The 21,865-nt window shown below is 63.0% G+C and carries 24 protein-coding genes and 1 pseudogene; 16 read left to right on the forward strand and 9 right to left on the reverse strand.

Features of this window, described 5'->3' with window-relative positions:
• Positions 1-4: 4 nt before the first annotated feature.
• Positions 5-664, reverse strand: a complete 660-nt coding sequence (gene phnH, locus LNV09_RS01325) for a phosphonate C-P lyase system protein PhnH (protein ID WP_263555265.1) — start codon at positions 662-664, stop codon at positions 5-7.
• Entirely contained in the window at positions 661-1,146 is a 486-nt protein-coding gene (gene phnG / locus LNV09_RS01330; RefSeq protein WP_263555266.1) for a phosphonate C-P lyase system protein PhnG, read from the reverse strand. Before phnG ends, phnH begins: the two co-directional genes overlap by 4 nt.
• A gap of 84 nt (positions 1,147-1,230) precedes the next feature.
• Here phnG and phnF point away from each other — a divergent pair, with 84 nt between their 5' ends.
• The 3 genes from phnF to LNV09_RS01345 all read left to right on the forward strand — a co-directional run bounded on the left by phnF (position 1,231) and on the right by LNV09_RS01345 (position 3,362).
• On the forward strand, positions 1,231-1,998 hold the full coding sequence (phnF, locus tag LNV09_RS01335) for a phosphonate metabolism transcriptional regulator PhnF (RefSeq protein WP_263555267.1): 768 nt from the start codon (positions 1,231-1,233) through the stop codon (positions 1,996-1,998).
• On the forward strand, positions 1,995-2,678 hold the full coding sequence (locus LNV09_RS01340; protein ID WP_263555268.1) for a DUF1045 domain-containing protein: 684 nt from the start codon (positions 1,995-1,997) through the stop codon (positions 2,676-2,678). The genes phnF and LNV09_RS01340 overlap by 4 nt, the downstream gene beginning before the upstream one ends.
• A 69-nt stretch (positions 2,679-2,747) precedes the next feature.
• Positions 2,748-3,362 carry a DUF2799 domain-containing protein gene (locus tag LNV09_RS01345; protein WP_263555269.1) on the forward strand — a complete coding sequence of 205 codons (615 nt, stop codon included), beginning with the start codon at positions 2,748-2,750 and terminating at the stop codon, positions 3,360-3,362.
• Between the two features lie 14 nt (positions 3,363-3,376).
• Here LNV09_RS01345 and chrA read toward each other — a convergent pair whose 3' ends face one another.
• The 3 genes from chrA to LNV09_RS01360 all read right to left on the reverse strand — a co-directional run bounded on the left by chrA (position 3,377) and on the right by LNV09_RS01360 (position 6,031).
• Positions 3,377-4,738 carry a chromate efflux transporter gene (chrA, locus tag LNV09_RS01350; protein ID WP_263555270.1) on the reverse strand — a complete coding sequence of 454 codons (1,362 nt, stop codon included), beginning with the start codon at positions 4,736-4,738 and terminating at the stop codon, positions 3,377-3,379.
• A gap of 166 nt (positions 4,739-4,904) precedes the next feature.
• A complete protein-coding gene (locus LNV09_RS01355; protein WP_263555271.1) occupies positions 4,905-5,600 on the reverse strand; it encodes a glutathione S-transferase family protein in 696 nt (231 codons plus the stop codon).
• Entirely contained in the window at positions 5,597-6,031 is a 435-nt protein-coding gene (locus LNV09_RS01360) for a DoxX family protein (RefSeq protein ID WP_263555272.1), read from the reverse strand. The genes LNV09_RS01355 and LNV09_RS01360 overlap by 4 nt, the downstream gene beginning before the upstream one ends.
• Before the next feature lie 78 nt (positions 6,032-6,109).
• Here LNV09_RS01360 and LNV09_RS01365 point away from each other — a divergent pair, with 78 nt between their 5' ends.
• The gene (locus LNV09_RS01365; RefSeq protein WP_263555273.1) at positions 6,110-6,994 is read left to right on the forward strand and encodes a LysR family transcriptional regulator; all 885 of its coding nucleotides are present in this window, start codon (positions 6,110-6,112) and stop codon (positions 6,992-6,994) included.
• Positions 6,995-7,571: 577 nt separating this feature from the next.
• Here the strand turns inward: LNV09_RS01365 and LNV09_RS01370 are convergent.
• Genes LNV09_RS01370 through LNV09_RS01385 form a run of 4 tightly spaced genes read right to left on the reverse strand, consistent with a single transcriptional unit; the run spans position 7,572 to position 10,956 of the window.
• On the reverse strand, positions 7,572-8,342 hold the full coding sequence (locus LNV09_RS01370; RefSeq protein ID WP_263555274.1) for a LytR/AlgR family response regulator transcription factor: 771 nt from the start codon (positions 8,340-8,342) through the stop codon (positions 7,572-7,574).
• Positions 8,339-9,439, reverse strand: coding sequence for a sensor histidine kinase (locus LNV09_RS01375; protein WP_263555275.1), 1,101 nt, complete (start codon positions 9,437-9,439; stop codon positions 8,339-8,341). The genes LNV09_RS01370 and LNV09_RS01375 overlap by 4 nt, the downstream gene beginning before the upstream one ends.
• A gap of 58 nt (positions 9,440-9,497) precedes the next feature.
• Positions 9,498-9,908 (reverse strand): hypothetical protein, encoded by a 411-nt coding sequence (locus LNV09_RS01380; protein ID WP_263555276.1) that lies wholly within the window; start codon positions 9,906-9,908, stop codon positions 9,498-9,500.
• Positions 9,909-9,921: 13 nt separating this feature from the next.
• Positions 9,922-10,956: a tetratricopeptide repeat protein gene (locus LNV09_RS01385; RefSeq protein WP_263555277.1), complete on the reverse strand. Its 1,035-nt coding sequence runs from the start codon at positions 10,954-10,956 to the stop codon at positions 9,922-9,924.
• Between the two features lie 294 nt (positions 10,957-11,250).
• Here LNV09_RS01385 and LNV09_RS01390 point away from each other — a divergent pair, with 294 nt between their 5' ends.
• The 12 genes and pseudogenes from LNV09_RS01390 to proC all read left to right on the forward strand — a co-directional run bounded on the left by LNV09_RS01390 (position 11,251) and on the right by proC (position 21,856).
• Positions 11,251-12,246 carry a CE1 family esterase gene (locus LNV09_RS01390; RefSeq protein ID WP_263555278.1) on the forward strand — a complete coding sequence of 332 codons (996 nt, stop codon included), beginning with the start codon at positions 11,251-11,253 and terminating at the stop codon, positions 12,244-12,246.
• Positions 12,247-12,298: 52 nt separating this feature from the next.
• Positions 12,299-13,039: a DUF2306 domain-containing protein gene (locus tag LNV09_RS01395; protein WP_263555279.1), complete on the forward strand. Its 741-nt coding sequence runs from the start codon at positions 12,299-12,301 to the stop codon at positions 13,037-13,039.
• A gap of 88 nt (positions 13,040-13,127) precedes the next feature.
• Positions 13,128-13,457 carry a hypothetical protein gene (locus tag LNV09_RS01400; RefSeq protein ID WP_263555280.1) on the forward strand — a complete coding sequence of 110 codons (330 nt, stop codon included), beginning with the start codon at positions 13,128-13,130 and terminating at the stop codon, positions 13,455-13,457.
• A gap of 56 nt (positions 13,458-13,513) precedes the next feature.
• A complete protein-coding gene (gene ppk2 / locus LNV09_RS01405) occupies positions 13,514-14,407 on the forward strand; it encodes a polyphosphate kinase 2 (RefSeq protein WP_411969187.1) in 894 nt (297 codons plus the stop codon).
• A 106-nt stretch (positions 14,408-14,513) separates the two neighbouring features.
• On the forward strand, positions 14,514-15,338 hold the full coding sequence (locus tag LNV09_RS01410; RefSeq protein WP_263555281.1) for a c-type cytochrome: 825 nt from the start codon (positions 14,514-14,516) through the stop codon (positions 15,336-15,338).
• A gap of 90 nt (positions 15,339-15,428) precedes the next feature.
• Positions 15,429-15,605, forward strand: a pseudogene (locus LNV09_RS01415) (amidohydrolase family protein); the annotation flags it as partial.
• A gap of 134 nt (positions 15,606-15,739) precedes the next feature.
• Complete coding sequence (locus LNV09_RS01420; protein WP_263555282.1) at positions 15,740-16,336, forward strand: hypothetical protein; 597 nt, start codon at positions 15,740-15,742, stop codon at positions 16,334-16,336.
• Between the two features lie 84 nt (positions 16,337-16,420).
• Entirely contained in the window at positions 16,421-17,464 is a 1,044-nt protein-coding gene (locus LNV09_RS01425) for an Lnb N-terminal periplasmic domain-containing protein (protein ID WP_263555283.1), read from the forward strand.
• Positions 17,465-17,483: 19 nt separating this feature from the next.
• On the forward strand, positions 17,484-19,805 hold the full coding sequence (locus tag LNV09_RS01430; protein ID WP_263555284.1) for a patatin-like phospholipase family protein: 2,322 nt from the start codon (positions 17,484-17,486) through the stop codon (positions 19,803-19,805).
• Positions 19,806-19,909: 104 nt separating this feature from the next.
• On the forward strand, positions 19,910-20,542 hold the full coding sequence (locus LNV09_RS01435) for a DUF4136 domain-containing protein (protein ID WP_263555285.1): 633 nt from the start codon (positions 19,910-19,912) through the stop codon (positions 20,540-20,542).
• 28 nt (positions 20,543-20,570) lie between these two features.
• Positions 20,571-21,020 carry a hypothetical protein gene (locus LNV09_RS01440; protein ID WP_263555286.1) on the forward strand — a complete coding sequence of 150 codons (450 nt, stop codon included), beginning with the start codon at positions 20,571-20,573 and terminating at the stop codon, positions 21,018-21,020.
• Positions 21,021-21,040: 20 nt separating this feature from the next.
• A complete protein-coding gene (gene proC / locus LNV09_RS01445; RefSeq protein ID WP_263555287.1) occupies positions 21,041-21,856 on the forward strand; it encodes a pyrroline-5-carboxylate reductase in 816 nt (271 codons plus the stop codon).
• Positions 21,857-21,865: the final 9 nt, after the last annotated feature.

Below are 21,865 nucleotides of genomic sequence, written 5' to 3' on the forward strand. Positions count from 1 at the left end.
GGCCTCAGCCCTCCAGCGTGATCAGGGTGGAACGGGGAATTGCAGCCAAGCGCGTGCCGCAGCACAGCAACAAGTCGATGCCGCGCGGAAAGTCCGCCGCCAGCGCTTGGCGCCAGCGCCAGAATTCGATCGGCAGCCCTTGCACGGCCAGCGTTTGCTGCGTCGCAATGCCCGGCCCGCGTAGCGTCAGCAAGCTCGCCTCGGCCAGCGCTACTTGCTCGTCCAGACCGCTGACCTCCAGCAAGAGCGTGCCGCCTAGTTGCGGCTGCTCATCGCTGCCCAGCGGCAATGCCTGCCATTGTTGGGCTCCGAGTTGCATCGCCTTGAAGGCCGAGAACTGGGCCTGCTGTGGCTCGGCCAGCTTGGCGCCGCAGTGAAATCGAAAATAGGCTTGAGCCGCCTTGCTGCCTAACTCCGCACCCAGATGGAGCGGGCTCTCGGCATCCAGCAGCGTCAACAGGCTCAGCGTCATGGTCAGACCGAAGGCTTCGGTGGGCGCCTGCACACCGCTGTCCACCGTTGCCAGCTCATGCACGCGGCCGGGCAAAGACATCGCATCGAGCAAATGCCTGAACGCCTGTTGCGCGCCGAACACCGGCTCGGTGAAACCACGCTTCAGCGTGGCCAGATCATTGTTGCCGTCCAAATGAGTGGCTGGCGTCATGGCTGAATCTCCGCCTGCAAGGTGTAGAACTGCACGCGGCTGGCCGCCGTCTCGCTGGCCTGCTGCACGCGCAGGGCTTGCGTCAAAGCCCGCAGCGGCGCGATCACTTCGGCCTGCAGGCGCTCAACCCAAGCCGGCTGCTGCAACAAGGCATCAGCCTGCGCGACCCAGCTCGCGCGCTCGACATCGCGGCCCAGCACATAGCCGACGCCGACGCTGACGTGATCCTCCCCCTGAAAACGCAACACGCAGCGCAACACGCAGCGTGTCAGCGTGGCCTCGCCCAGATTGAAGCGCTCGCCGCTGTTGCCGGCGCGTGCGCGCAGCATGGTCAGGCCGACCTCGGGCGCGCGCAGCGGCTCAAACTGCAAGCCTGTCATCAAGGGGCCAAGCAATTGCTGCAGACTTTCACGCGGCGCATGGGCCAGCACCGACAGCCATTGTTGGCGCTCGCTCGCTGGCAGTTCGGCTGTGGATTTCATGCTGATGTCATCTAGACGACTTTAAGATGCAGCCAGTATCACAGCAGCCGGTGACAGTTTCTTGACCAAATCAAATCATGTTGAATGAATAAAGAGCCCGAGTCCTCGGCCCCAAGCCTGGCGGCCGCGCCGCTGAGCAAGCGTTGGGAAGCCATTGCGGCGGCGCTGCGCGCAGAGATCGTGCAAGGCGGTTTTGCGCCCGGCTCACGCCTGCCGAATGAGTCGGCCCTGGCCGAGCGCTTTCAGGTCAACCGCCACACGCTGCGCCAGGCGATGCAGGCGCTGGCCCGTGAAGGCTTTGTGCAGGTGCGCCATGGCAGCGGCACTTTTGTGCGCGAGCTGGTGCTGGACTACGCCTTGCAGCGCCGTACCCGCATGAGCGAGAACCTGGCCGAGGCCGGCGAGCAGGGCAAGCGCGAACTGCTGAGCCAGCAAGCATGCGCCGCCGGCAGCCGCTGGGCCAGTGGTTTGCGCGTCAGCCCGCGCGCGATGGTGCTGCAGATGAGCACCCGCGCCTTGGTGCGGGGTCGCCCGGTCAGCCTGAGTTGCGCTGCCTTCCCACTGCCGCGCTTGGGTGGCATGGCCGAAGCCTTTGTGCGCCTGGGCAGCATCACCGCCGCATTTGCGGAGTTGGGTGTGGCCGACTACACCCGTGCGCGCAGCGTCATCTCCAGCCGCCTGCCCAACCAGCAAGAAGCCGACGCCTTGGCCCGCCCGGTGACGCAGCCGGTGCTGGTGGTGGACTACAGCAATGTGGACGCAGCCGGCCTGCCGGTTGAAGCGGGTTGCACCTTGTTTGCGGCCGATGCGGTGCAACTCACGGTCGGGCCGGATGGCTGGGAGCGGCCGTGAACGCCGGATCCGCAGGCTTGGTCCGTTACGCCGTCTATTGGGCGCCCGAGCCACAGCATGCGCTGGCGCAGTTGGGCGAGCAATGGCTGTCACAAATGCCCGCCGAGGCACCGGTCAGCGAGCCGGCGCTGTATGGTTTTCACGCGACATTGAAGCCGCCGTTCCGACTGGCGGATGGGTGCAGCGAGGCCGAGCTGCTGGCGGCAACCCGACGCCTGGCCTTGGCCCATCGTGCCTTCGACATGCCGGCCTTGCAAGTGGCCTGGCTGCAGAACTTCGTGGCCCTGCGGCCGCAGCCGCCGATTGCGCCCGCCCATCCGCTGTGGCGCTTGGCCGATGCCTGCGTCAGCGAGTTGGACGGTTTTCGCCGGCCAGCCGCCGAGGCCGAGTTGCTCAAGCGCAGGGCGGCAGGTCTGGATGCTGAGCAAGAGGCCCTGTTGCTGCGCTGGGGCTATCCGCATGTGCTGCAGCGCTGGCGTTTTCACATGACCTTGACTAGCCCTGTTTTTGAGCGGCAAGCACAACATCGCCCTGAAGCCAAGGCGATGCTGGCGCGCTTGCAGCAGCTGTTCGCGCCCGCACTGGCGCAGCCCTTGCGCTGCGCCTCGATCTGCATCTTTGAGCAGAGCGAGGCGGGCCTGGCATTTCGCTTGAGTCACCGCTTCGGCTTGGCGCCGTGAGCTGCCGTTTGAGCAGCCTGCACGCCATAAAATCAAACGATTGATTGATCGCCATTTCAGGAGTTGCACATGTTGACGAAACTCGGCCGCTTGGCCTTGCTGCCATTTTTCGGGATTCTTCTGAGCTCTTGCGCGACCATGTCCCCCGAAGAATGCAAGGTCGCCGACTGGGGTCAGCTGGGTGAGCGCGATGGCATGGAGGGCAGAACCTTGGGGCAACTCAGCGACCGGGCCGCTGATTGCGCCAAGGTCGGCGTCAGCGTCAATACACAAGCCTACCAGCAGGGGCGCGATCTTGGTTTGCGCAGCTACTGCCGCCCGGATAACGCCGTGCGTGTCGGCCTGAGCGGAGGCTTTTATGCCGGTGTTTGCCCGCCGGAAACACATGCTGGTTTTTTGACGCGTTATGAGGCGGCCCGCTCGGTCTGGGATTTGCGCAACGAGGTGACCAGCCTGGACGGGCGGGTTGAGAACCTCGAGCGTCGCCTGCGCGATGTCAACCGTGGCGAGGAAAAGCGCCTGGCGGACGCGACGACCGACGAGCAGCGCAAGGCGGTTCGCAAGGCGATCGACGACGAGCGCCGCGATATTCGCAACGAGTTGAGTGAGAACGATCGCCGCCTGCGCCGCAAGCGCGACGAGTTGCGCTCGGCTGAGTTTTCTTTGAGTAATTTGCGCTACTGAATCGTTGGGCCTTGTCAGATAAGGCCCGGAGCAAGCCAAGTCACCGCCAAGCCCAGTGCTGCGCAAGCGCCCAACAAGGGCAGCACGCCGAGCTTGAATCGGAAGAGCGCCAGCATGGCGGTCAGTGCGATCGATGCCGAGATCCAGTCGAAGTGGCCGCCAAAGCCCTTGGGCCACAGCACATGGTAGGCAAAGAACAAGGCCAGATTGACGATCACGCCGACCACCGCCGCCGTGATGGCCGACAGCGGCGCGGTAAAGCCCAGCTTGCCATGCGTGGCCTCGACCAGCGGCCCGCCGGCCAGGATGAAGACGAAGGACGGCAAAAAGGTGAAATAGGTGACGACGGTGGCCGCCACCGCGCCCGACAAGAACTGGCTGTCGGACCCGAAGACCGGCTGCAGCCAAGCGCCGACAAAGCCGACAAAAGCCACCACCATGATCAAGGGCCCGGGCGTTGTTTCGCCCAGCGCCAGGCCGTCCATCATTTGCGCAGCGCTCAACCAATGATGTTGCTCGACAGCACCCTGGTAGACATAGGGCAACACCGCATAAGCGCCGCCGAAGGTCATCAGCGCCGCCTTGGTGAAGAACCAGCCCATCTGCATCAGCAAGCCGTCAAACCCTTGCGTCAGCAAGAGCCATCCCATGCCCGCCAACCAGAGGCTTGCGCCGACAGCCAAGACCCGGATCAAACGGGCGCGGGTGAAGCGCGCATGGGCCGGTGTGGGTGTGTCATCGTCAATCAGCGCGGGCCCGTAGCCCGTCTTGGTCGCGGCATGGCCGCCGCCGAGGGCAAAGACCTGCGGCGCCCAGCGCGCACCAGCGCTACCGATCAAGCCGGCCGCCAGCACGATGGCCGGGAAGGGTGCGTCGAAGGCAAAGATCGCCACAAAAGCCAGCGCCGCAATGCCCCACATCCAGCGGTTCTTGAGCGCCCGGCTGCCGATGCGATGCGCGGCGTGCAGTACCAGCGCGGTGACGGCGGGCTTGAGGCCGTAAAAAATACCGGCCACGACCGGCAAGGCACCAAAACGCAGATAGACCCAGGCCAGCGCGATCAAGATGAACAGCGAGGGCAGCACGAACAGCGCACCGGCGACGACGCCTCCGCGCGTGCGGTGCATCAGCCAGCCGATGTAGGTGGCGAGTTGCTGTGCCTCGGGGCCGGGCAGCAGCATGCAGTAGTTCAAAGCGTGTAAAAAACGCTTCTCGCTGATCCAGCGCCGGCGTTCCACCAACTCCGCGTGCATGATGGCAATCTGCCCGGCCGGGCCGCCAAAGCTGATGAAACCCAGCTTGAGCCAGAAGGCGAAGGCCTGCCAGAAGCTGACGGGCGAGGGGGGTGTGAGGCGGGCGGTTTCTTTGGTCGTCATACTGCAAGTGCAAGTTGCGGCGCAGAGGCGTCGGCCGAGGCGGATCGGCATCATAGTGTCGGGTGCTTTTGACCGAGCTTGACCGAGCTTGCCTGGAGGCTACGCTTGCTTGAGGTCGCCTTTGAGTTTTGCCCTTAGCGCCGCTGCATGGCCAGCGCTTGAAGTTCTATTGGCGCATCGCCAGCATGCGGCCCGCTAAAGCACTCTGGCGCGCAAGCAGAAACTCCTGCAAGCGCTGCGGGTAGTCGGGCCTAACCGCGGCGATCACCGAGGGCCGGGCGGCCAGCTGCCGGCGCCAGCGCTGCAGCTTGGGCAGGTCGTCCCACCAACCCAGCTCGGCCATGCCGGGGACCTTGTCGAACACGTCGAAGTAACGCCATACCGGCGCGAACACCGCGTCGACGATGCTGAAGCTTGGGCCTGCAAAGTAGGGGCCCTCATTGAGTTGCGCCCCGAGCTGCGCCTCAAGCTGCTCGAAACGCCGCCTGATCTCGGCGCCACGGGCGGCCAGCGCGGCTTCGTCCGGCGCGTTGTAGAAGCCCGCAATCGCAGTCAGCAAGGTCGAGCCGAACTCCATCCAGGCCCGGTGTTGGGCGCGCAGCAAGGCATTGCTGGGGTGCAGGCGGGGCAGGGCGGTCTCGTCCAGGTACTCGCAAATCACTGCCGATTCGAAGAGGGCCGCGTCCCCGTCCAGCAGCAGCGGCGTCTTGCCCAAAGGCGAGAGCTTCAAAAACCAGTCGGGCTTGTTGGCCAGATTGATGTCGCGGCGCTCGAAGGCGAGGCCCTTCTCGGCCAAGACGATGGCCACGCGTTGCACATAGGGGCAAAGCAGGTGAGAGACCAGCAGCAAGGGACCGCTCATTTTGCGTTCCCGAAGATGAAGGCTGGCAACAGCGCCGGACTGCGTTTGAGTGCGGCAGCGCCGTCGCCCAGCAAGTACAGCGCAACAGAGGTGGACATCAAGAAGACCGGGTACTCCCAGCCGCCGCCGGCGCTGGTGTGGACCCAGCCATTGGGCAGATGCACCCAGGCCGCCACCGCCATTACCGGCAGCAAGGCGATTGCAAACTGGCGGGCATAGAGGCCGAGCAAGAGCGCGATGCCACCCAGCAACTCGAAGGCGAAAACCGGGTAGGCGAGCCAGCCGGCAAAGCCGATGCTGGCGAAGTATTGCGCCGTGCCGGGCAGCGTGAAAACCAGCCATTTGAGCAGCGCATGCGAGATCCACATGGCGGCCAGACTGAGGCGCAGGATGGTGATGCCGAGTTGTTGGGAGGCTGAAGATGTGCTCATGAAGAAACTCCTGGTGGGTAGACAGGGCTTCACTGTAGGATTGCGCCAGCGAAATTTGAATATGCAAATTGACAGACCATGATTGCAAAGACGCAATACAAAATGACGCCGGCCGACTTGGCCGTGGTGCTGGCCCTGGTGCGCGGCAGCAGCCTGGCCGGCGCGGGCGAGCGCGTTGGCGCCGATGCCTCGACGGTGTTCCGCTCCTTGCAGCGCATCGAGCGCGGCTTGGGGCGGGCCTTGTTCGAGCGCACGCGTGCCGGCTATATCGCGACCGAGCTGGCTACGCAGCTGGCCGAACATGCCGAGCAATTGGAGGCGACGCTGGAGGCGGCGCGCTCGGCCGTCGAGACGGCGCCGGCGCAGGTGTCCGGCATCGTGCGCATCAGCAGCACCGACACCATCTTGCACGGCCTGCTGGCCCCCGCATTGGGTAGCTTGCAGCAGCTTCATCCTCTGCTGAGCTTTGACTTGCATACAGGCAACGAGCTGGTCAGCCTGACCCGGCGCGACGCCGACATCGCGGTGCGCGCCACCAAGCGTCCACCGCTGCACTTGGTGGGCAAGCAGATCGGGCCGATCCGAGTTGCGCTGTATGGGGCAAGCGGCCGACGCGGCGCCAGCTTGACCGACGTCGAGGCCGGCGCGGCCGACTGGATCGCTCCTGACGAGGCCTTGCCCGAGCATCCTTCGGTGATTTGGCGCAAGCGTGCCTACCCCAAAGTCTTGCCGCGCTACCGGGTCAGCAGTATTCAGTCCGTGCTGGAATTGGTGGCCTTGGGCTTGGGGGTGGGCATCTTGCCGTTGTTCTTGGCTGAGGGGCGCCGTGACCTGACCCGCTTGACCGAGCCGCTGGAAGATGGCGAGACCGAGCTATGGCTGCTCACCCACCCCGAGTCACGCCATCTGCGCCGCGTTTCTGCCGTTTACAGTCATCTGGCGCAGACCTTGCGGATGCCGTGAGAGATAAATATCTTGACGGGCAAGATCCAGAATATGGCCCCTGCGATGCTGAGCGCCTCTTGCTGCGCAAGCTGCCCCAAAAGAGCCCTCCGATCCGACGGGCGCTGCTCAGCCGAAGGGGGCTCAGCCAGTACATGTTGTGAGGATTTCAAGGGCGGCGAAGTGCCCGAAATTGCCACTCGGAATTGGCTCGTGGCAGGGGCTGCGCAAGGCCTGGTCTACTCGCCCGTTTTACTTTCATCCCTTTCGTCCCCACTATCCTGGCTAAAAATTGGCTCGCCGGAACCGGAGATTTGAGCCTGGATGGAGGGGCTAGAAGGGATCAATACGGTGGCTGAGGTTCTCGTGCAGCCGGTCTGACAGTAAATTCTGATTCATCAGCCCTGCAGCCAAGCGGCGGTTTCGGGCATGGAGCTGACGACTCAAAACCGTCGACTTCGGATCAAGATCAGCGATGTTGCTTGGCTTCAGGAAATCAGAATACTTGCACATTCGCCTGAACCGTTTTTTGAGACGGAGCCAGCGCAGCAAACGCCGCTGTAGCAATGCGCGGAACGAAACTTGGGCTGACGCAGACCTACATTTCCTTGAAAAACTGCAAGTAGCTGCGGCTCACCGGCAGGCGTTCGCTGCGGCCCTTGAGTTCGATGTCGGCGGTCTCGTTTTCGCCGCGCGTGACGCGGCGGATCGAACGCAGATTGACCAGCACCGAGCGATGCACTTGCGCGAACTGCTGCGGGTCCAGCTGCGCGATCAAGTCTTTCAGCGGCATGCGTATCAGCGCCTCGGCGGCTTGACCTTCATCACGGTAGGCGACCAAGGTGTATTTGCTGTCGCTTTTCAGATAGTCGATATCGTCGACCGGGATCATTCGCAAGGAGCTGCCTACCGTCGCGCGCACCCAGCGCAGCGGCTCGGGTTGGTCGAGCTTCAGGCGCTCAGCCAGTTGTGCCAGCAATGCCTCGGTGTGCACGGCCGGCTGCGCCGTTTGCAAGCGCGCCTGCAGCCGCGCGACCGTCTCGGCCAAGCGCGCGGCGGTGACGGGCTTGACCAGATAGTCCAGCACGCCATGCTCAAACGCTTCGAGCGCGTACTGGTCAAAAGCGGTCACAAAGACCAGATGCGAGCGCTTGCCGATCTGGCGCGCTACCTCGATGCCGCTCAAGCCCGGCATATGCACGTCCAAGAAGCAAATCGTCGGCTGATGCTGCTCGAACAGCTCAATCGCCTGCCGGCCGTTGCGCGCCTGCGCAACGATTTGCAAGTCCGGCCAAGCGGCGGCCAGGCGCGCCTCCAAAATTTCGCGCAGCAGCGGTTCGTCGTCGGCAATCAGGGCTGTCAAGTTCATATTGGCTCGATACTGAATTCAATCCTCACTCGCACACCGTGCGGCTCCACCTCGCTCAAGTCCAGCGTGGCGCTTCCGCCATAGGCCCAATGCAAGCGTTCGCGCAAAGCCGCCAGCCCGGTTCCCAAGCCGCGTCCGGTCGCTTGCAGGCCGACGCCGGTGTCGGTGACCGTCAAGCGGCACTGCCCGCTGTTCAACAGTTCGGCGCTGACATCAATGCGGCCGCCTTCTTCGCTCGGGTCTATGCCATGCTGAACGGCATTCTCTACCAGGGTCAGCAGCGTCATCGGCGGGCAGCGCAAGAGATGCACGCCGCTGGCGATGTGCAAGTCGAAGGCGAGGCGGTCGGGCATGCGCATCTGCATCAGTTCCAGATAGGCCCGCACCAATTCCAGTTCCTGGCCCAGCGTATTGGCAGAGCCATCCAAGCGGGGCACGGCAGCGCGCAGATAGGACGTTAGGCTTTGCAGCAGCTGCGGCGCGCGCGGCGAGCCGGCCTCGACCAGGGCTTGCACATTGGCCAGGGTGTTGAACAAGAAATGCGGTTGCGCTTGAGCGGTGAGCAGGCGCATGCGCGCGTCCAGCGCCTGCCGGGCCATTTCGCTGCGTTCCAGTTCGAAGTCTATGGCTTGTTCTTCCACTTTGGCCTCCCGTTGGCGCAGCAGTGCTGTCAGGGCCACCCAAGGTGCGAGCAACATGCCGGAAAAGGTCAGGGTCATGAACCCGTTCAAACGATCGGTGTTTGCCCAAAAAACCGGGGCGCCGGCGGGCGTGCTCAGCTTGTAAATAAAGAACACGGTGATGGGTACCACCACACCCACGGCGGCCACCTGCAGCGCCCAGCGCGCCAGCCATTTCGGTAGCCGCCGGGGCCACTGCTCGAACACACCGAATGCCAGCAGCACCACCAGGCCGATGCCGAACACCCGCATCACCAAGCGTTCATAGGCCTGAGGGTTCCAGTTGACACTGAACAGCAAGCTCATCAAGACGCAAATGATGGCGACGGTGCGTACGCGGCGCCAGCCGAACAGGGCCCGCCAATTGAATGACGTCGATGTTGGCGCGGCTTCGAAAGTGGTGGTGGATGATGGCATCACGGCAGAATACTCGAGTGAATGGCTGGAAACCTTGAGCGTCGATGGCACTCGGCCATTAACGCCAGCGCTGAGCGGGCTTGCGGAAATAGTGATGCGCGATATAGCGCCAGGGCAGCACCAGCGGCGTCAGCACAATGCCCATCAAGCAGGCAAAGACGGTCTCTTGCACATTCGGCGTCATCGCCCCACTCAGCCACAGCGGGTAGGCGATCACCAGCAACCACAAAGCTTTCCAGACCAGTTCATAAATTAGCAATGGCAACATCTGCAGCGGGTAGCGCAGACCCCAGACACAGAGCATGGCCAAGCTGATCAACATTGCAGCCAACTCGCCACGGCGCTGTGCCCAAAGCTCGCTGTGCTGGAGCATGCTTGGCCCCCAGCTGAGCGCCAGCCCCACCGTGATCAGTAGATAGAAGGCGCGCAACAGATTCAGGCGCCAGAGGGGGACGTCTTGGTCGGTCATTTTCATTGGCCCTTCAGCCGAGCTTGGCCAGGCTCTTGCGAGCGTCTTCGACATTGGCCGGGTTGGCCCGCTTGTTGGCGATGAAGCGCTCGTAAGCGGCCTTGGCCTGCGCCTTGTCGCCCTTGGCCAAATAGGCGTCACCGAGGCGGTGGTCGACGGGCAGTTCGTCTGCGCCGCCCAGCGTTCTGGCCCGCTCCAAGGTGCGAATCGCCTCGTCCGTTTGGCCCTGCGCGGCGTAGACCCGGCTCAGGCCATAGCTGCCGCTGGCCTTGCTTGGCTGATCGCGGTGCAGGCCTTCATACAGACTCTTGGCCTTGGCCAAGTCTTTGCTGTCCTTCAAAAAGACCCGCGCCAATTGCATGGTGGCTTCGCGCACCTCCTCCAGCATGGCGCCATCCTTGCTCGGCTTGAGCGCCAACAACTCACTCTCCATCTCGGCCCATTTCTTGTCTTCGGCGGCAATGTGGACGCGGACGATGCGCGCCGTTTCGGGCTGGCTGCTGCGCACGGCGGCCTCCAGCTCCTTGGCCTTGGACACGCTGCCGCCCATCATGCCGGGCACGGTCAGATAGAGCTTGGCCAGCTGCACCCGGGCCGTGAAGCTGCTTGGATCCAACTCCAGCGCGCGGATCCAGGACTCTTTCAAGCTCCCCACATTGCGCATGGCCTTGGCCATGCCCATGCTGAGCATCTGCAAGCCGAGGTTTTGCGCCGAGGCCAGGTGGCAAGCCGCCATGTTCGGGTGCTGCTCGACGCACAGCTTGGCTTGCTTGGCGCCGGCCTCGAGCCGCTTGCCGTCGCCGGCGTCGCTGAAGCTCAAGGCCAAGGACAAAGCTGCGCTGGCCTCGGCATCGGCGGCATTGGCCCTCAATCGTGTTTGGGCCTGCTGTTCCAGTTCGACAAACTTGCCGGCATCTTGCAGAGACTCCAACTGCACATCTTTGAAGACGGCGGCCTGGGCCGTGCCCAATGTACTTAACAAGGCCAGAGCGGCGATAGCGCTGGAGATAGTGCGGCTGCCGCGATGGGAGATGAAAGGCGTTTTCATGGTCGGGTTCCCGGTAGAGTGGGTGGTCAAATTTCTTAGGACTGGGCCATTGTGTTGAGCCGTCGGCTGGACCGTACGGTGTCTCAGACGAGCGACGAGGCGCAGGCTTTCAGGCACGATGCGGCGGGACGAGCGGCGCGCAAAGCGGATAAGCCGGTGGCGGCGCCATTGGTCGCAATTGGTCGTAGCGAGGCGTCGCCCGTCCCCGCAAGGGCGTCACCGATCCGGCATGGCTTGGCCCCGACCGGGCTGCAAGGGCACGGTCGGCCCCGTCACTACACAAAAAGCACCGCTATGAAAAGAGTTCTGCGATTCCTGTTGCGAGGCTTCTTGAGCCTGCTCGCCCTGTTGGCCGTGCTGACAGGCGTGTTTGCCTACTTTCTCTACACGCCCGATCCGGAACTGCCGCAGCTGTCCGGCAGCTTGGCCAAGGGCGAGATCGAAGTGGCCGGCGTGAAACGCAGCTACCGGACCTATGTGCCCAAGGGCTTGCCCAAAGGCGCGCCGCTGGTCTTGGTGATGCATGGCTCGGGGGAAGGCCCGGGCCAAATCCGCCTCGGCACCGGCTACGCCTTCGAGCGCCTGGCCGATGAACATGGCTTCGCCATCGTTTACCCGAAGTCCTTCGCCTCCGACTGGAATGACTGCAGCCGGATCGGTGACAAAGAACTGAACAGCGCCAGAAGCGACGATGCGGGCTACTTGGCCGCCCTGGTCGACAAATTGGTCGCCGAGTTGGCGCTCGACCCGGCGCGCGTGTTTGCGACCGGCGTTTCCAACGGCGGCTCGATGGCGCTGCGCCTGGCGCTGGAGCAGCCCAGCCGCTACAAGGCGGTGGCCGCCGTGGTCGCCAACGTGCCGGCGCCGCAGAACTTCGAGTGCAAGCCGGCAGCTTTTGCCACCTCGGTGATGATCATGAACGGCACAGAGGACCCGCTGGTGCCCTATGCCGGCGGCGAGATCAACCTGCTGGGCCTGTTCTACAAGGGCGGTGAGATTATTTCCTCACGTGCATCGGCGCAGTATTTCGCGGACTGGGCTCAGCTGTCCGGTGCACCCCAGACCAGCGAGAAAACCGTCGCCGAGGGCGTGCGCGTCGAGCAGAACCGCTGGAGCCCAGGCCATAACGGCAGCGCTGCCAAGACCGAAGTCGAGCTGGTGAGCATTCATGGCGGAGGCCACGGCCTGCCACAGCCTTACTCGAAACGCCCGCGGCTCTTGGGCCCGTCGCCGATGGAACCGAACGGGCCGGCGCTGATCTGGGCCTTCTTCGAGCGGCAACCCAAGTAAGCAGAACAAGAACAGCAAACCCTGTCCACCGAATTACGGAGTTATTGAGAAAATGACCATCCTCTACATCAGCCCCGAGAGTTCCCCGCTGGTTCACGCCGCCGCTGCGGCAGTTTTGTATCTGCATATCGGCGCCGGCAGTGTTGGCCTGCTGTCGGGAGCGGCCGCTTTCGTATGCCGCAAGGGCACAGCCCTGCACCGCTTGATCGGCAAGATCTTCGTCGCTTCGATGCTGATCATGTCCGGCGTCGGGGCCTGCGTGGCGCCTTTTCTGCCGACGCCTGAGCGCGCCTCGGTGATTGCCGGCATCTTGACCTTCTATCTGGTCCTGAGTTCCTGGCTGGCGGTCAAGCGCAAGCCCGGCCAGATCGGCCGCTTCGATTACGGGCTGCTCTTGACCTCCTTGAGCGTCACCGCTGCGGGCGCCTACTTCTTCTGGCTGGCTTCGCAAAATCCGCGCGGCATGCTGGATGGCCAGCCGGGCGCGGCCTTTGTGATGTTCATGATCATCGGCAGCCTGGCCGCCGTGGGCGATCTGCGCTTGCTGATCAACCGGGGCGTCAGCGGGGCCACCCGCCTGGCCCGGCATTTGTGGCGCATGACGGTCGCCCTGTTCATCGCGGCCAATTCGCTGTTCTTGGGGCAGCAACAAGTCTTTCCGAAAGCGTTGCAAGGCTCGATATGGCTGGGGATTCCGGCGCTGCTGATCCTGGCCCTGCTGCTGTACTGGCTTGCTCATGTTGCCTGGGGCGCTTACAAGCGCAAACGGGCAGGCAACTTGCAGGCGGCATGACATGTCTTTTTCGGCGCCGTGGGTGTCTGCAAGGGCCGCTACAGTAGAGGCTTCAGTAAAACCAAGGCCTTGAGCAAGGGAGTTAGCAATGAGCTTGGAACCCGATTACCGCAGCGGCCGCTGGGCCATGCATTTCGAGGAGATCGACAAAGAGATCGCGACGCTGGCCTTGATGTGCGAGGTGCCTTTGCTGACGCCGGGCGCGCTGGAGCGTGTCTTGCACGGCGATATCGGCGTTTGCGGCAAGGAAAAGCCGGCTTCGTTTGGCAAGTTGCGCGGCCTGCTGATGCTGCATTACTCGGATCAGGCCAAGGCCATCGAGGCGCTCGGGCCCGAGCAAGCGCTGACCCTGGTGGGCGAGGTGGTGGCGCGTTTGCGCGAGCGCTTTGGCGACCGCCTGGGCGCTGCCGAGGCTTGATGAGGCAGCCCTGGCCATGGCCTTTGAGCCACGACCGAAAACAGCGGGAAATTAAGATGGCAAGCAAGAAGAAAATCAAAAGCGCCGAAGGCCATGCACGCGCTCCCACGGTCGATGAGGCCGTGGCTAGCAGCGCAATAGCGGCCCTGGCCGATGTGCCGTTCGAGGCCAAACCCAAGACCATGGGCGCACGCGACTATGGCGACGCACTTGAAAAGCTGCACGCCGAGTTGGTGGTGTTGCAGCAATGGGTGCAGCATCAAGGGCTGAAGGTCTGCATCTTGTTCGAGGGCCGCGACGGCGCCGGCAAGGGCGGCACCATCAAGGCGCTGACCGAGCGGGTCAGCCCGCGTGTGTTCCGTGTCGTGGCGCTGCCCGCGCCGACCGAGCGCGAGCAGAGCCAGATGTATATCCAGCGCTATGTGAAGCATCTGCCGGCGGCCGGTGAGGTGGTGATTTTTGACCGCAGCTGGTACAACCGGGCCGGTGTCGAGCGCGTGATGGGTTTTTGCACCGAGCAGCAGACGCAAGATTTCTTGAATACGGTGCCAGCATTTGAGAAGGCGGTGGTGTCGTCCGGCGTCATCTTGCTGAAGTACTGGCTGGAGGTCAGCCCCGAGGAGCAGACGCGCCGCCTGACCGACCGCATCGAAGACGGCCGCAAGCAATGGAAGCTGACGGAGATGGACCTCAAGTCCTACAGCCGCTGGTTTGACTACTCGCGCGCGCGTGACGATATGTTCAAGGCCAGCGACAGCTCCTGGGCGCCCTGGTTTGTGGTGCCCTCGGACTGCAAGCGGCGCGCACGGCTGAATGTCATCCAGCATGTGCTGCGCAACATCCCGCATGAGGTTTTGCCGCAGGAAAAGGTCGTGCTGCCCAAGCGCCAAAAGCGCGGCGACTATGTGGAGACCGACTACCCGTTCCGCCTCATTCATGAGGTGTATTGAGGTTTTTTGAATCAAGGCCGTCAATTTCGTCAAGTCAAGGCCATCAGCGCTTAAGCTCGGGGGGCTCACTCATGCCCTGTTCGCCGATCTTTGATGGAGGCCCATCATGAAGTTCATTTCTGCTTGCCGCCGGTCCGGCCTGTTAGCGTTTGTCTTCGTCGGGGCCTCCACGGCGACTTTGGCTGAGCCGGCATTGTTCAAGCTGCCTGACGAGGCCAGCATGCCGGCCGGCCCGGCCGGCGATGCGATCAAGCTGGGCAAGTCGCTGATCACCGATACCCGTAAGCTGCTGCCCGCAAACGTCGGCAATGGCCTGAATTGCAGCAATTGCCATCTCGCAGCCGGCACCACGCCGGGTGCCGCACCCTATGTCGGCCTGTGGGGCGTTTTCCCCGAATTCCGCGCGCGTGGGGGCCGCATCAACTCGTTGCAGGAGCGCGTCAATGATTGCTTCGAGCGTTCGATGAATGGCAAGGCCCTGGCCTTTGACTCGAAGGAGATGAATGCCATCCTGATGTATACGCGCTGGCTGTCTAGCGGTGTTCCTACCGGCACCGAAGTGGCCGGGCGCGGCATGGGCAAGGTTGACAACAAGCTGATCCCCGATGCCGGCCACGGCAAGGCGATCTATGCCGAGAAATGCGCCAGCTGCCACGCAGCTGACGGCGCCGGCACCAAGAACCCGGTCGGCGGCTACCTGTTCCCCCCGGTCTGGGGGCCGGCCTCGTACAACATCGGCGCCGGACTGGCACGCACCTACACAGCGGCCGGCTTCATCAAACACAATATGCCGCTCGGCCAGGGCGGCACGCTCAGCGACCAAGAAGCGATCGACGTGGCCGAGTTCATGACGCACCAGCCGCGTCCGGCCTTTGCAGGTGCGAAGAATGACTATGCCTCCGGCAATAAGCCCAAGGATGCCCGCGACTGAATAGGAGCCACTGTGCGCCTCGATATTTCTGTCCTTGCCCTGGCTTTGGGGCTGCAGCTTGCACCCCAGGCTCATGCTGCCGAGCCGCCTGCCGGCCCGCGCAATCCCTATCCAGGCAAATTGGGCGTTATTGGAGTCGGTGCATTGGCGGACTTGCTGCTGGTCGACGGTGATCCGCTGGCCAATCTGGACTTGCTGGCCGACCCGGAGAGAAACCTGCTGCTGATCCTCAAGGACGGCAAGGTTTACAAAGACAAGTGGCATTGAAGTCAGCACGCGCAGGCATTTCTCAACTGGCTAGAAATTTGTCATGCGCTAATGCCTAGAATGCACTGTCTCATCGGGCGCTCGCTGGCGCCATGAACTTGGATTCAAACCCGTCAACTTTTGGAGAACTTGCAATGACTCGTCTTTCACAAATCGCTTTGGCTTGCGCTTTGACGCTGACTTTGCCGCTGGCGGCGAACGCCCAAGTGGCGGCTGCGGGCCTCGCAGCAAGCGCTCCCGGTGCCCGCCTGGCTGCCGGCGAAGTGGTGGTGCGCGCCAAGGTGGTCGAGGTTGACCAAGCCAGTCGTACCGCCACGCTGCGCGGCCCGAAGGGAGAAGTGCAGACCATCTCGGTGCCCGCCGAGATCAAGAATTTTGAACAAGTGCGCGTCGGTGATGAGTTGGTCGTGCGCTATATGGCTGCCGTTGCCGCCAAGTTGGAGAAGGTCGAGTCCACTGGCATCCGTCAGCGGGTTGAGTCCAGCAGCAGCGCCGTCGCTGCTTCCGGCGCCTTGCCTGGCATGGCCGCTGGCCGCACCGTTGAGGTGCTGGCGGTGTTGAAGGCGCTGGACAAAACCCACCGCGTGGCGACCTTGCGTGGCGCCACCCGCACTTTTTCTCTGACCGTGCCGGAAGGTATCGATATCTCCAAGCTGAAGGTCGGCGATGAGGTGCGTGCCGCTTTCACCGAAGCGATCGCCATCAACGTCGAGCGCCCAGCCGCCAAGTAATTGCGGCTGAATTTCAAGCGCTGAACCCAGCGTGCGCCGCGCGGCTGTTTTGAGCCCAGGTATGGCCGTGATCGGAGCCTGCAGATGACCGTCATCGAGAGGCTGGGTCGCGGCCTGCTGAGCCTGCTGCTCTTGCTCAGCGCGGGCTGGGGCGCTTTGGCCCTGTTCTACGCCGGCCCGGCTTCGACCCCTTGGCGCTACAGCCTGGTGGCCGGGCTGGGCCTGCTCGCTGTGCTGACCTTGGCCGCGCAGTGGTGGCCGGCCTGGAATGCCCGGCGCTGGTGGGCGGTGAGTGTTTTTGCCTTGGTGTTTGTGGGCTTGCTGTATTGGTATTTCAACCTGCAAGCCTCCAACGAACGTGATTGGCGTGCCGAGGTGGCAGTGCAGGCATTTGCCACCATTGACGGCAATTACGTCACCGTGCACAACATCCGCAATTTTGAGTACCGCACGGAACACGACTTCACGCCGGCCTACTACGACCGGCGCTTTGATCTGAACAAGCTGGAGGGGGTGGACGTCGTCACCACCTACTGGATGGGCCCGCACATTGCGCACGCCTTCCTCAGCTTCGCCTTTGCCGATGACCAGCATCTCGCCTTCTCGATCGAAACGCGTACCGAGAAGGGGGAGGGTTACTCCACGCTGAAGGGCTTCTTTCGGCAGTACGAGCTTTTCTATGCGGTGGGGGATGAACGCGATCTGATCCGCGTGCGCACCAACTACCGCAAAGATCCGCCCGAGGACGTTTTTGTCTACCGCGTCAAGGCCAGTCCCGAGGGCGTGCGGCGCTTGTTGCTGGAGTACATCCGGCAAATGAACGAGCTCAAGGACAGCCCCGCCTTCTACAACAGCCTGACCACCAATTGCACCACCAATATGTGGGTCAATGCCCGCATCAACCCGAGCAGTTTGCCCTTCAGCTGGAAGGTGCTGGCCAGCGGTCATGTGCCCGAGTATTTGTACGAGCAAGGCCGTCTTGAGACCGGTGGTCTGAGCTTGCAGGATTTGCAGGCCCAAGCCCATGTCAACCAGCGTGCGCAAGCGGCGGACACGGCGGCGGACTTTTCGCGCCGTATTCGCGCCGTCGAACCCAAGGCAGCGGCGGCGTCGGCCGCCAAGCCATGAGCCGAGAATGCAGCCCGTCATGAAACCAGCCCTGCGCCACCCTCTTGCCATTGCGGCCGCGCTGACGCTGCTGGGCATGCCCTTGGCGGCAATGACGCAGGCCCTCGCGGCGCCACTCTTACCGCCGGTTGACGCCGCTGCACCACCTTCATCGCCGGAAGTGCCGGCAACTGCCACCGAGCTGCTGCCGCCGGCAGCGTCGATAGCAGCCCCCAAGCGCCCGAAGATCTGCTTGGTGCTGTCGGGCGGCGGTGCGCGCGGCGCTGCGCATACCGGCGTGTTGCGCGTGCTGGAGGAGTTGCGCGTGCCCATCCACTGCATCACCGGCACCAGCATGGGCGCGCTGGTGGGCGGCGCCTACGCGACCGGCATGAGCGTGGATGAAATGGATGAGGTCAATGCCGGCATCACCGTGGCCAAACTCTTCAAGGAAAAGCCACCGCGCCTTGAAATGACAATGCGCCGCAAGGCGGATGACCATGCCAACTACATCGGCCCTGAAATTGGCCTGGGTTCGGAGGAGGGCTCGCTGACCAAGGGCGCGGTCTCGGGCGTGCAGTTGGAGACGGTGCTGCGGCAGCTTTCCAAGGTGCGCGGCTATCGCAGTTTTGACGCCTTGCCGATCCAGTTCCGCGCCGTCGCCACCGATTTGGTGACGGGCAAAGCGGTGGTCTTCGGCGAAGGCGATATGGCCAATGTGATGCGCGCCAGCATGTCGGTGCCTGGTGCGGTGGCGCCGGCCGAAATCAACGGCATGATGCTGGTGGACGGCATGCTGACCAGCAATCTGCCGGTCGCCGCCGCGCGCGAGCTGGGTGCCGATGTGGTGATTGCCGTCAATGTCGGCACGCCCTTGCTCAAGCGCGAGCAACTCAGCAGCATCTTTGGTGTCGCTGGGCAGATGTTGAGCATCTTGACCGAGCAAAACGTGCAAGCCTCGATTGCCTCGCTGAAACCCGGCGACATCTTGATCTCCCCGGAACTGGGCGATTACTCCACCGCCGACTTCAATAACTTGCCCAAGATTTCACCCCTGGGTGAAACGGCGGCGCGCAAGGTGGCCGAGCAGTTGAGCCGTTATTCGGTGTCGCCGGAAGAATATGCGCTGCTGCGCAGCCAACAAAGCGCGCCCATCTTTCCCGACCTGAAGCCGGTGGACGAGATTCGCTTCGTTAATTTGAAACGCGTCAACCCGGCGGAAGCACAGAAAGTCTTGCAGACCACGGTGCATGAGCCCATCGATCAGGAGGAACTCGACGCCGATATGCGTCGGCTCTACGGCACCGGCGACTTTGAGCATGTAAATTACCGCACCTTGCAAGAGGGTGACCGGCGCGTGCTGGCGATCGATGCGATGGAGAAGTCCTGGGGCCCGACCTATTTGCGTGTCGGCTTGGCGCTTGACACCGACTTCGGCAGTGAGACCAATGCCAATTTGCTCGCCTCGGTGCGCCGGACCTGGATCAACTCCATGGGCGCCGAGTGGCGCACCGACCTCAGTATGGGTGGCAACAACCGGCTTCGCTCCGAGTTCTATCAACCGTTCCAGGCCGGCAAAAGCTGGTTCATCGCGCCAACGGTCGACTTGTCACAGCGCTTGGTGTCAGTCTATGAGGACAATCGCAAGCGGGCGATCTATTCGCTCTACTCGGGGCAGGTCGGCCTCGATATCGGGCGCAGTTTTTACCAGTACGGTGTGCTGAGAATGGGTGTCGTCGGTGGGCGTCTGAAGCAGGATCTCGACACCGGCGATGACTTGTTCGGCCCCAAGCCCAGTCGCGTCAAGACCGGCGGCTTGTCGGCCAATTTGGTCATGGACCGCTTGGATAGCGTCTTGTTTCCGCGCGAGGGCTGGCATTTACGTGCCAATCTGTACAACTCGAATCACAAGCTCGGCGCTGATCTTGACTACTCAAAATGGGAAGCCGGCCTCAACGCGGTCTATTCGGTCGGTGAGAATAGTTTCAATTTTGGCCTGTATGGCGGCGGCAGACTCAGCGGCGAGCGGGTGCCCGGCTACGACAGCTTGAAACTCGGCGGCTTCTTGCGCCTGTCCGGTTTCGCGCCGAATCAGCTGATCGGGCAAGAACTCACTTTGGCGCGCATGTTGTACTACCGCCGCATCTCCCAAGGCAGTTTGCTGGAGGGGCTGTATGGCGGCTTCTCACTGGAAACGGGGCGCATCAACAACCCGCTGATTCAAAGCAACTCCGAGGCTTGGCGGCGCTCGGCCTCGGTGTTCATCGGCACAGACACCTTTGTCGGGCCGCTGTACCTGGCCTACGGCCGCACCTTCAATGGTCCCAGCAGCTTTTATCTGCTGTTGGGCCCCGCCTTCTGAGCGGCGGACCTGGGCCAGGGCGCTAACATCGAAGCTGGCTGGCTTGGGCCGTTGCTGACCTCAGCAGGGTCGAGCCGGCGCACATTGCCCATTTGGAGATCGCCATGACGAATAGCAAAAACTTGTTCAGACCTTTGTTGACTTCGAGCTTGGTCTTGACGCTCGCCATGGGCGGGCTGGGCCTGAGCGGCTGCGCCAGCGGCCCACAGGTGCAGGTCGAGATGGATCGCGCGGCCGACTTCAGCCAATACAAGACTTTTGCCTTTGTCAGCCCCTTGGGCACCGACCGCAGCGGCTACCAGACCCTGGTGTCGGGCCAGCTGAAGGCTGCGGCCCAGCGCGAGCTGGAGGCGCGCGGCCTGCGCTTTGATGCGGCCGCGCCGCAGTTGCTGATCAACTTCAATGCCAGCTTGAGCGAGAAGTTGCGCGTCTCGCCGGGGCCCAGTTATGGCATCGGCTATTACGGCTATCGCGGCGGGCTTTACGCGCCATGGCCTTACTACCGCGACATGAACAGCGTGTCGCAGTACACCGAGGGCACGCTCAATATCGACGTTGTTGACGCAGCCCGCAAGCAAATGATTTGGGAAGGCGTGGTGACCGGCAGCGTCTCGGATCAACTCAGCGCCGAACAGGCCGAGGCCGCCATCAACCGGGCCTTGGCGGCGGCGTTTGTAAAATTCCCGGTCCCTCTCATGACTCCGTCTGCTGCCCCCCCGGCAGCCAAGGCGCCTTGAACCTAAGCCACCCCCCGATTGATCCGCCATGACCTTGAAGAGAATTTTGCTGGCCTTGCTGCTGCTGGGCCTGTTGGCCTTTGGCTATTTTTACATCGCGCTGAACTGGAGCTACTCCTCGGGAGAGCGAGCCGGCTGGATTCAAAAGCTGTCCAAAAAGGGCTGGATCTGCAAGACCTGGGAAGGTGAACTGGCACTGGTGTCCATACCCGGCAGCGCCACCGTGGAGAAGTTTCAGTTCACCGCCATGGATGATGCGATCGCCGCTGAATTGACCGAAGTGATGGGCAAGCGCGTCACCCTGCACTACGAAGAAAAGGTTGGCTTGCCGACCAGCTGCTTCGGCGAGACCCGGCATTACGTCACCAAGGTCACGGTGGCCAATGACATCTCGCTGTCGCCCGGCGTGGTGGTGCAGCGTAACCCTGTCGCGCCGGCCGAAGCGCCCGCCGCAGCATCGGCCGCGGCGTCGAATTGAAGCTCTCACCCGGTCCTGCTATGACTCAGCCAACGATTGCCTTTATTGGCGGCGGCAATATGGCCAGCGCCATCATTGGTGGCCTGCTCAAATCCGGTCATGCGCGCGAGCGGCTGATCGTCGTCGAGCCCTATGGGCCGCAGCGCACCAAATTGGCGAGCGACTTTGGCTTGACGGCCTTGGCGGCGGCGGATGCGTCGCTGGCCAGGGCTGACTTGCTGATGTGGGCCGTCAAGCCGCAACTGTTTGCCGAGGCCGCCGCACCTTGCGCGCCCTATGTGGCGCAGGCCTTGCAGCTGTCGGTGATGGCCGGCATTCGCAGTGACGCACTCAAGCGCGCCACCGGCGCGGCACGGGTCGTGCGGGCGATGCCCAATACGCCGGCGCTGATCGGTCAAGGCATTGCCGGCCTCTATGCCCGGCCCGAGGTCACGCTGGCCGACAAGGCCTTGGTGGAGCAAGTCTTGGCACCCACCGGCCAGGTCTTGTGGTTGGAGCAAGAGGTCGATCTGGATGCCGTTACCGCCTTGTCCGGCTCCGGCCCGGCCTATTTTTTCTATGTCGTCGAAGCGATGATGGCCGCCGGCGTCGCATTGGGCTTGAGTGCGGAACAGGCCCGCCAGTTAGCGCTCGCTACCTGTGCAGGTGCTGCAGCACTTGCACAGCAGTCCAGCGACAGCCCGGCCACGCTGCGGGAGCGCGTCACATCCAAGGGTGGCACCACCTATGCGGCACTGTCCAGCTTGCAAGCCGACGGTGTTGGCGAAGCCATCCAGCGGGCGGTCAAAGCTGCCGGCCAACGGGCCAGCGAATTGGGTGACGAGTTCGGCGCCTGAGCCTGCCGC

It is taken from the genome of Paucibacter sp. B2R-40, from assembly GCF_025717555.1.
In the GTDB taxonomy this organism is placed as follows: domain Bacteria; phylum Pseudomonadota; class Gammaproteobacteria; order Burkholderiales; family Burkholderiaceae_C; genus Paucibacter_A.

Bases quoted from the DNA above. Each gene is read 5' to 3' on its own strand.
- phnH (WP_263555265.1), bottom strand. From the start codon at position 664: ATGACGCCAGCCACTCATTTGGACGGCAACAATGATCTGGCCACGCTG.
- phnG (WP_263555266.1), bottom strand. From the start codon at position 1,146: ATGAAATCCACAGCCGAACTGCCAGCGAGCGAGCGCCAACAATGGCTG.
- phnF (WP_263555267.1), top strand. From the start codon at position 1,231: ATGAATAAAGAGCCCGAGTCCTCGGCCCCAAGCCTGGCGGCCGCGCCG.
- LNV09_RS01345 (WP_263555269.1), top strand. From the start codon at position 2,748: ATGTTGACGAAACTCGGCCGCTTGGCCTTGCTGCCATTTTTCGGGATT.
- chrA (WP_263555270.1), bottom strand. From the start codon at position 4,738: ATGACGACCAAAGAAACCGCCCGCCTCACACCCCCCTCGCCCGTCAGC.
- LNV09_RS01355 (WP_263555271.1), bottom strand. From the start codon at position 5,600: ATGAGCGGTCCCTTGCTGCTGGTCTCTCACCTGCTTTGCCCCTATGTG.
- LNV09_RS01360 (WP_263555272.1), bottom strand. From the start codon at position 6,031: ATGAGCACATCTTCAGCCTCCCAACAACTCGGCATCACCATCCTGCGC.
- LNV09_RS01365 (WP_263555273.1), top strand. From the start codon at position 6,110: ATGATTGCAAAGACGCAATACAAAATGACGCCGGCCGACTTGGCCGTG.
- LNV09_RS01370 (WP_263555274.1), bottom strand. From the start codon at position 8,342: ATGAACTTGACAGCCCTGATTGCCGACGACGAACCGCTGCTGCGCGAA.
- LNV09_RS01375 (WP_263555275.1), bottom strand. From the start codon at position 9,439: ATGCCATCATCCACCACCACTTTCGAAGCCGCGCCAACATCGACGTCA.
- LNV09_RS01380 (WP_263555276.1), bottom strand. From the start codon at position 9,908: ATGACCGACCAAGACGTCCCCCTCTGGCGCCTGAATCTGTTGCGCGCC.
- LNV09_RS01385 (WP_263555277.1), bottom strand. From the start codon at position 10,956: ATGAAAACGCCTTTCATCTCCCATCGCGGCAGCCGCACTATCTCCAGC.
- LNV09_RS01390 (WP_263555278.1), top strand. From the start codon at position 11,251: ATGAAAAGAGTTCTGCGATTCCTGTTGCGAGGCTTCTTGAGCCTGCTC.
- LNV09_RS01395 (WP_263555279.1), top strand. From the start codon at position 12,299: ATGACCATCCTCTACATCAGCCCCGAGAGTTCCCCGCTGGTTCACGCC.
- LNV09_RS01400 (WP_263555280.1), top strand. From the start codon at position 13,128: ATGAGCTTGGAACCCGATTACCGCAGCGGCCGCTGGGCCATGCATTTC.
- ppk2 (WP_411969187.1), top strand. From the start codon at position 13,514: ATGGCAAGCAAGAAGAAAATCAAAAGCGCCGAAGGCCATGCACGCGCT.
- LNV09_RS01410 (WP_263555281.1), top strand. From the start codon at position 14,514: ATGAAGTTCATTTCTGCTTGCCGCCGGTCCGGCCTGTTAGCGTTTGTC.
- LNV09_RS01420 (WP_263555282.1), top strand. From the start codon at position 15,740: ATGACTCGTCTTTCACAAATCGCTTTGGCTTGCGCTTTGACGCTGACT.
- LNV09_RS01425 (WP_263555283.1), top strand. From the start codon at position 16,421: ATGACCGTCATCGAGAGGCTGGGTCGCGGCCTGCTGAGCCTGCTGCTC.
- LNV09_RS01430 (WP_263555284.1), top strand. From the start codon at position 17,484: ATGAAACCAGCCCTGCGCCACCCTCTTGCCATTGCGGCCGCGCTGACG.
- LNV09_RS01435 (WP_263555285.1), top strand. From the start codon at position 19,910: ATGACGAATAGCAAAAACTTGTTCAGACCTTTGTTGACTTCGAGCTTG.
- LNV09_RS01440 (WP_263555286.1), top strand. From the start codon at position 20,571: ATGACCTTGAAGAGAATTTTGCTGGCCTTGCTGCTGCTGGGCCTGTTG.
- proC (WP_263555287.1), top strand. From the start codon at position 21,041: ATGACTCAGCCAACGATTGCCTTTATTGGCGGCGGCAATATGGCCAGC.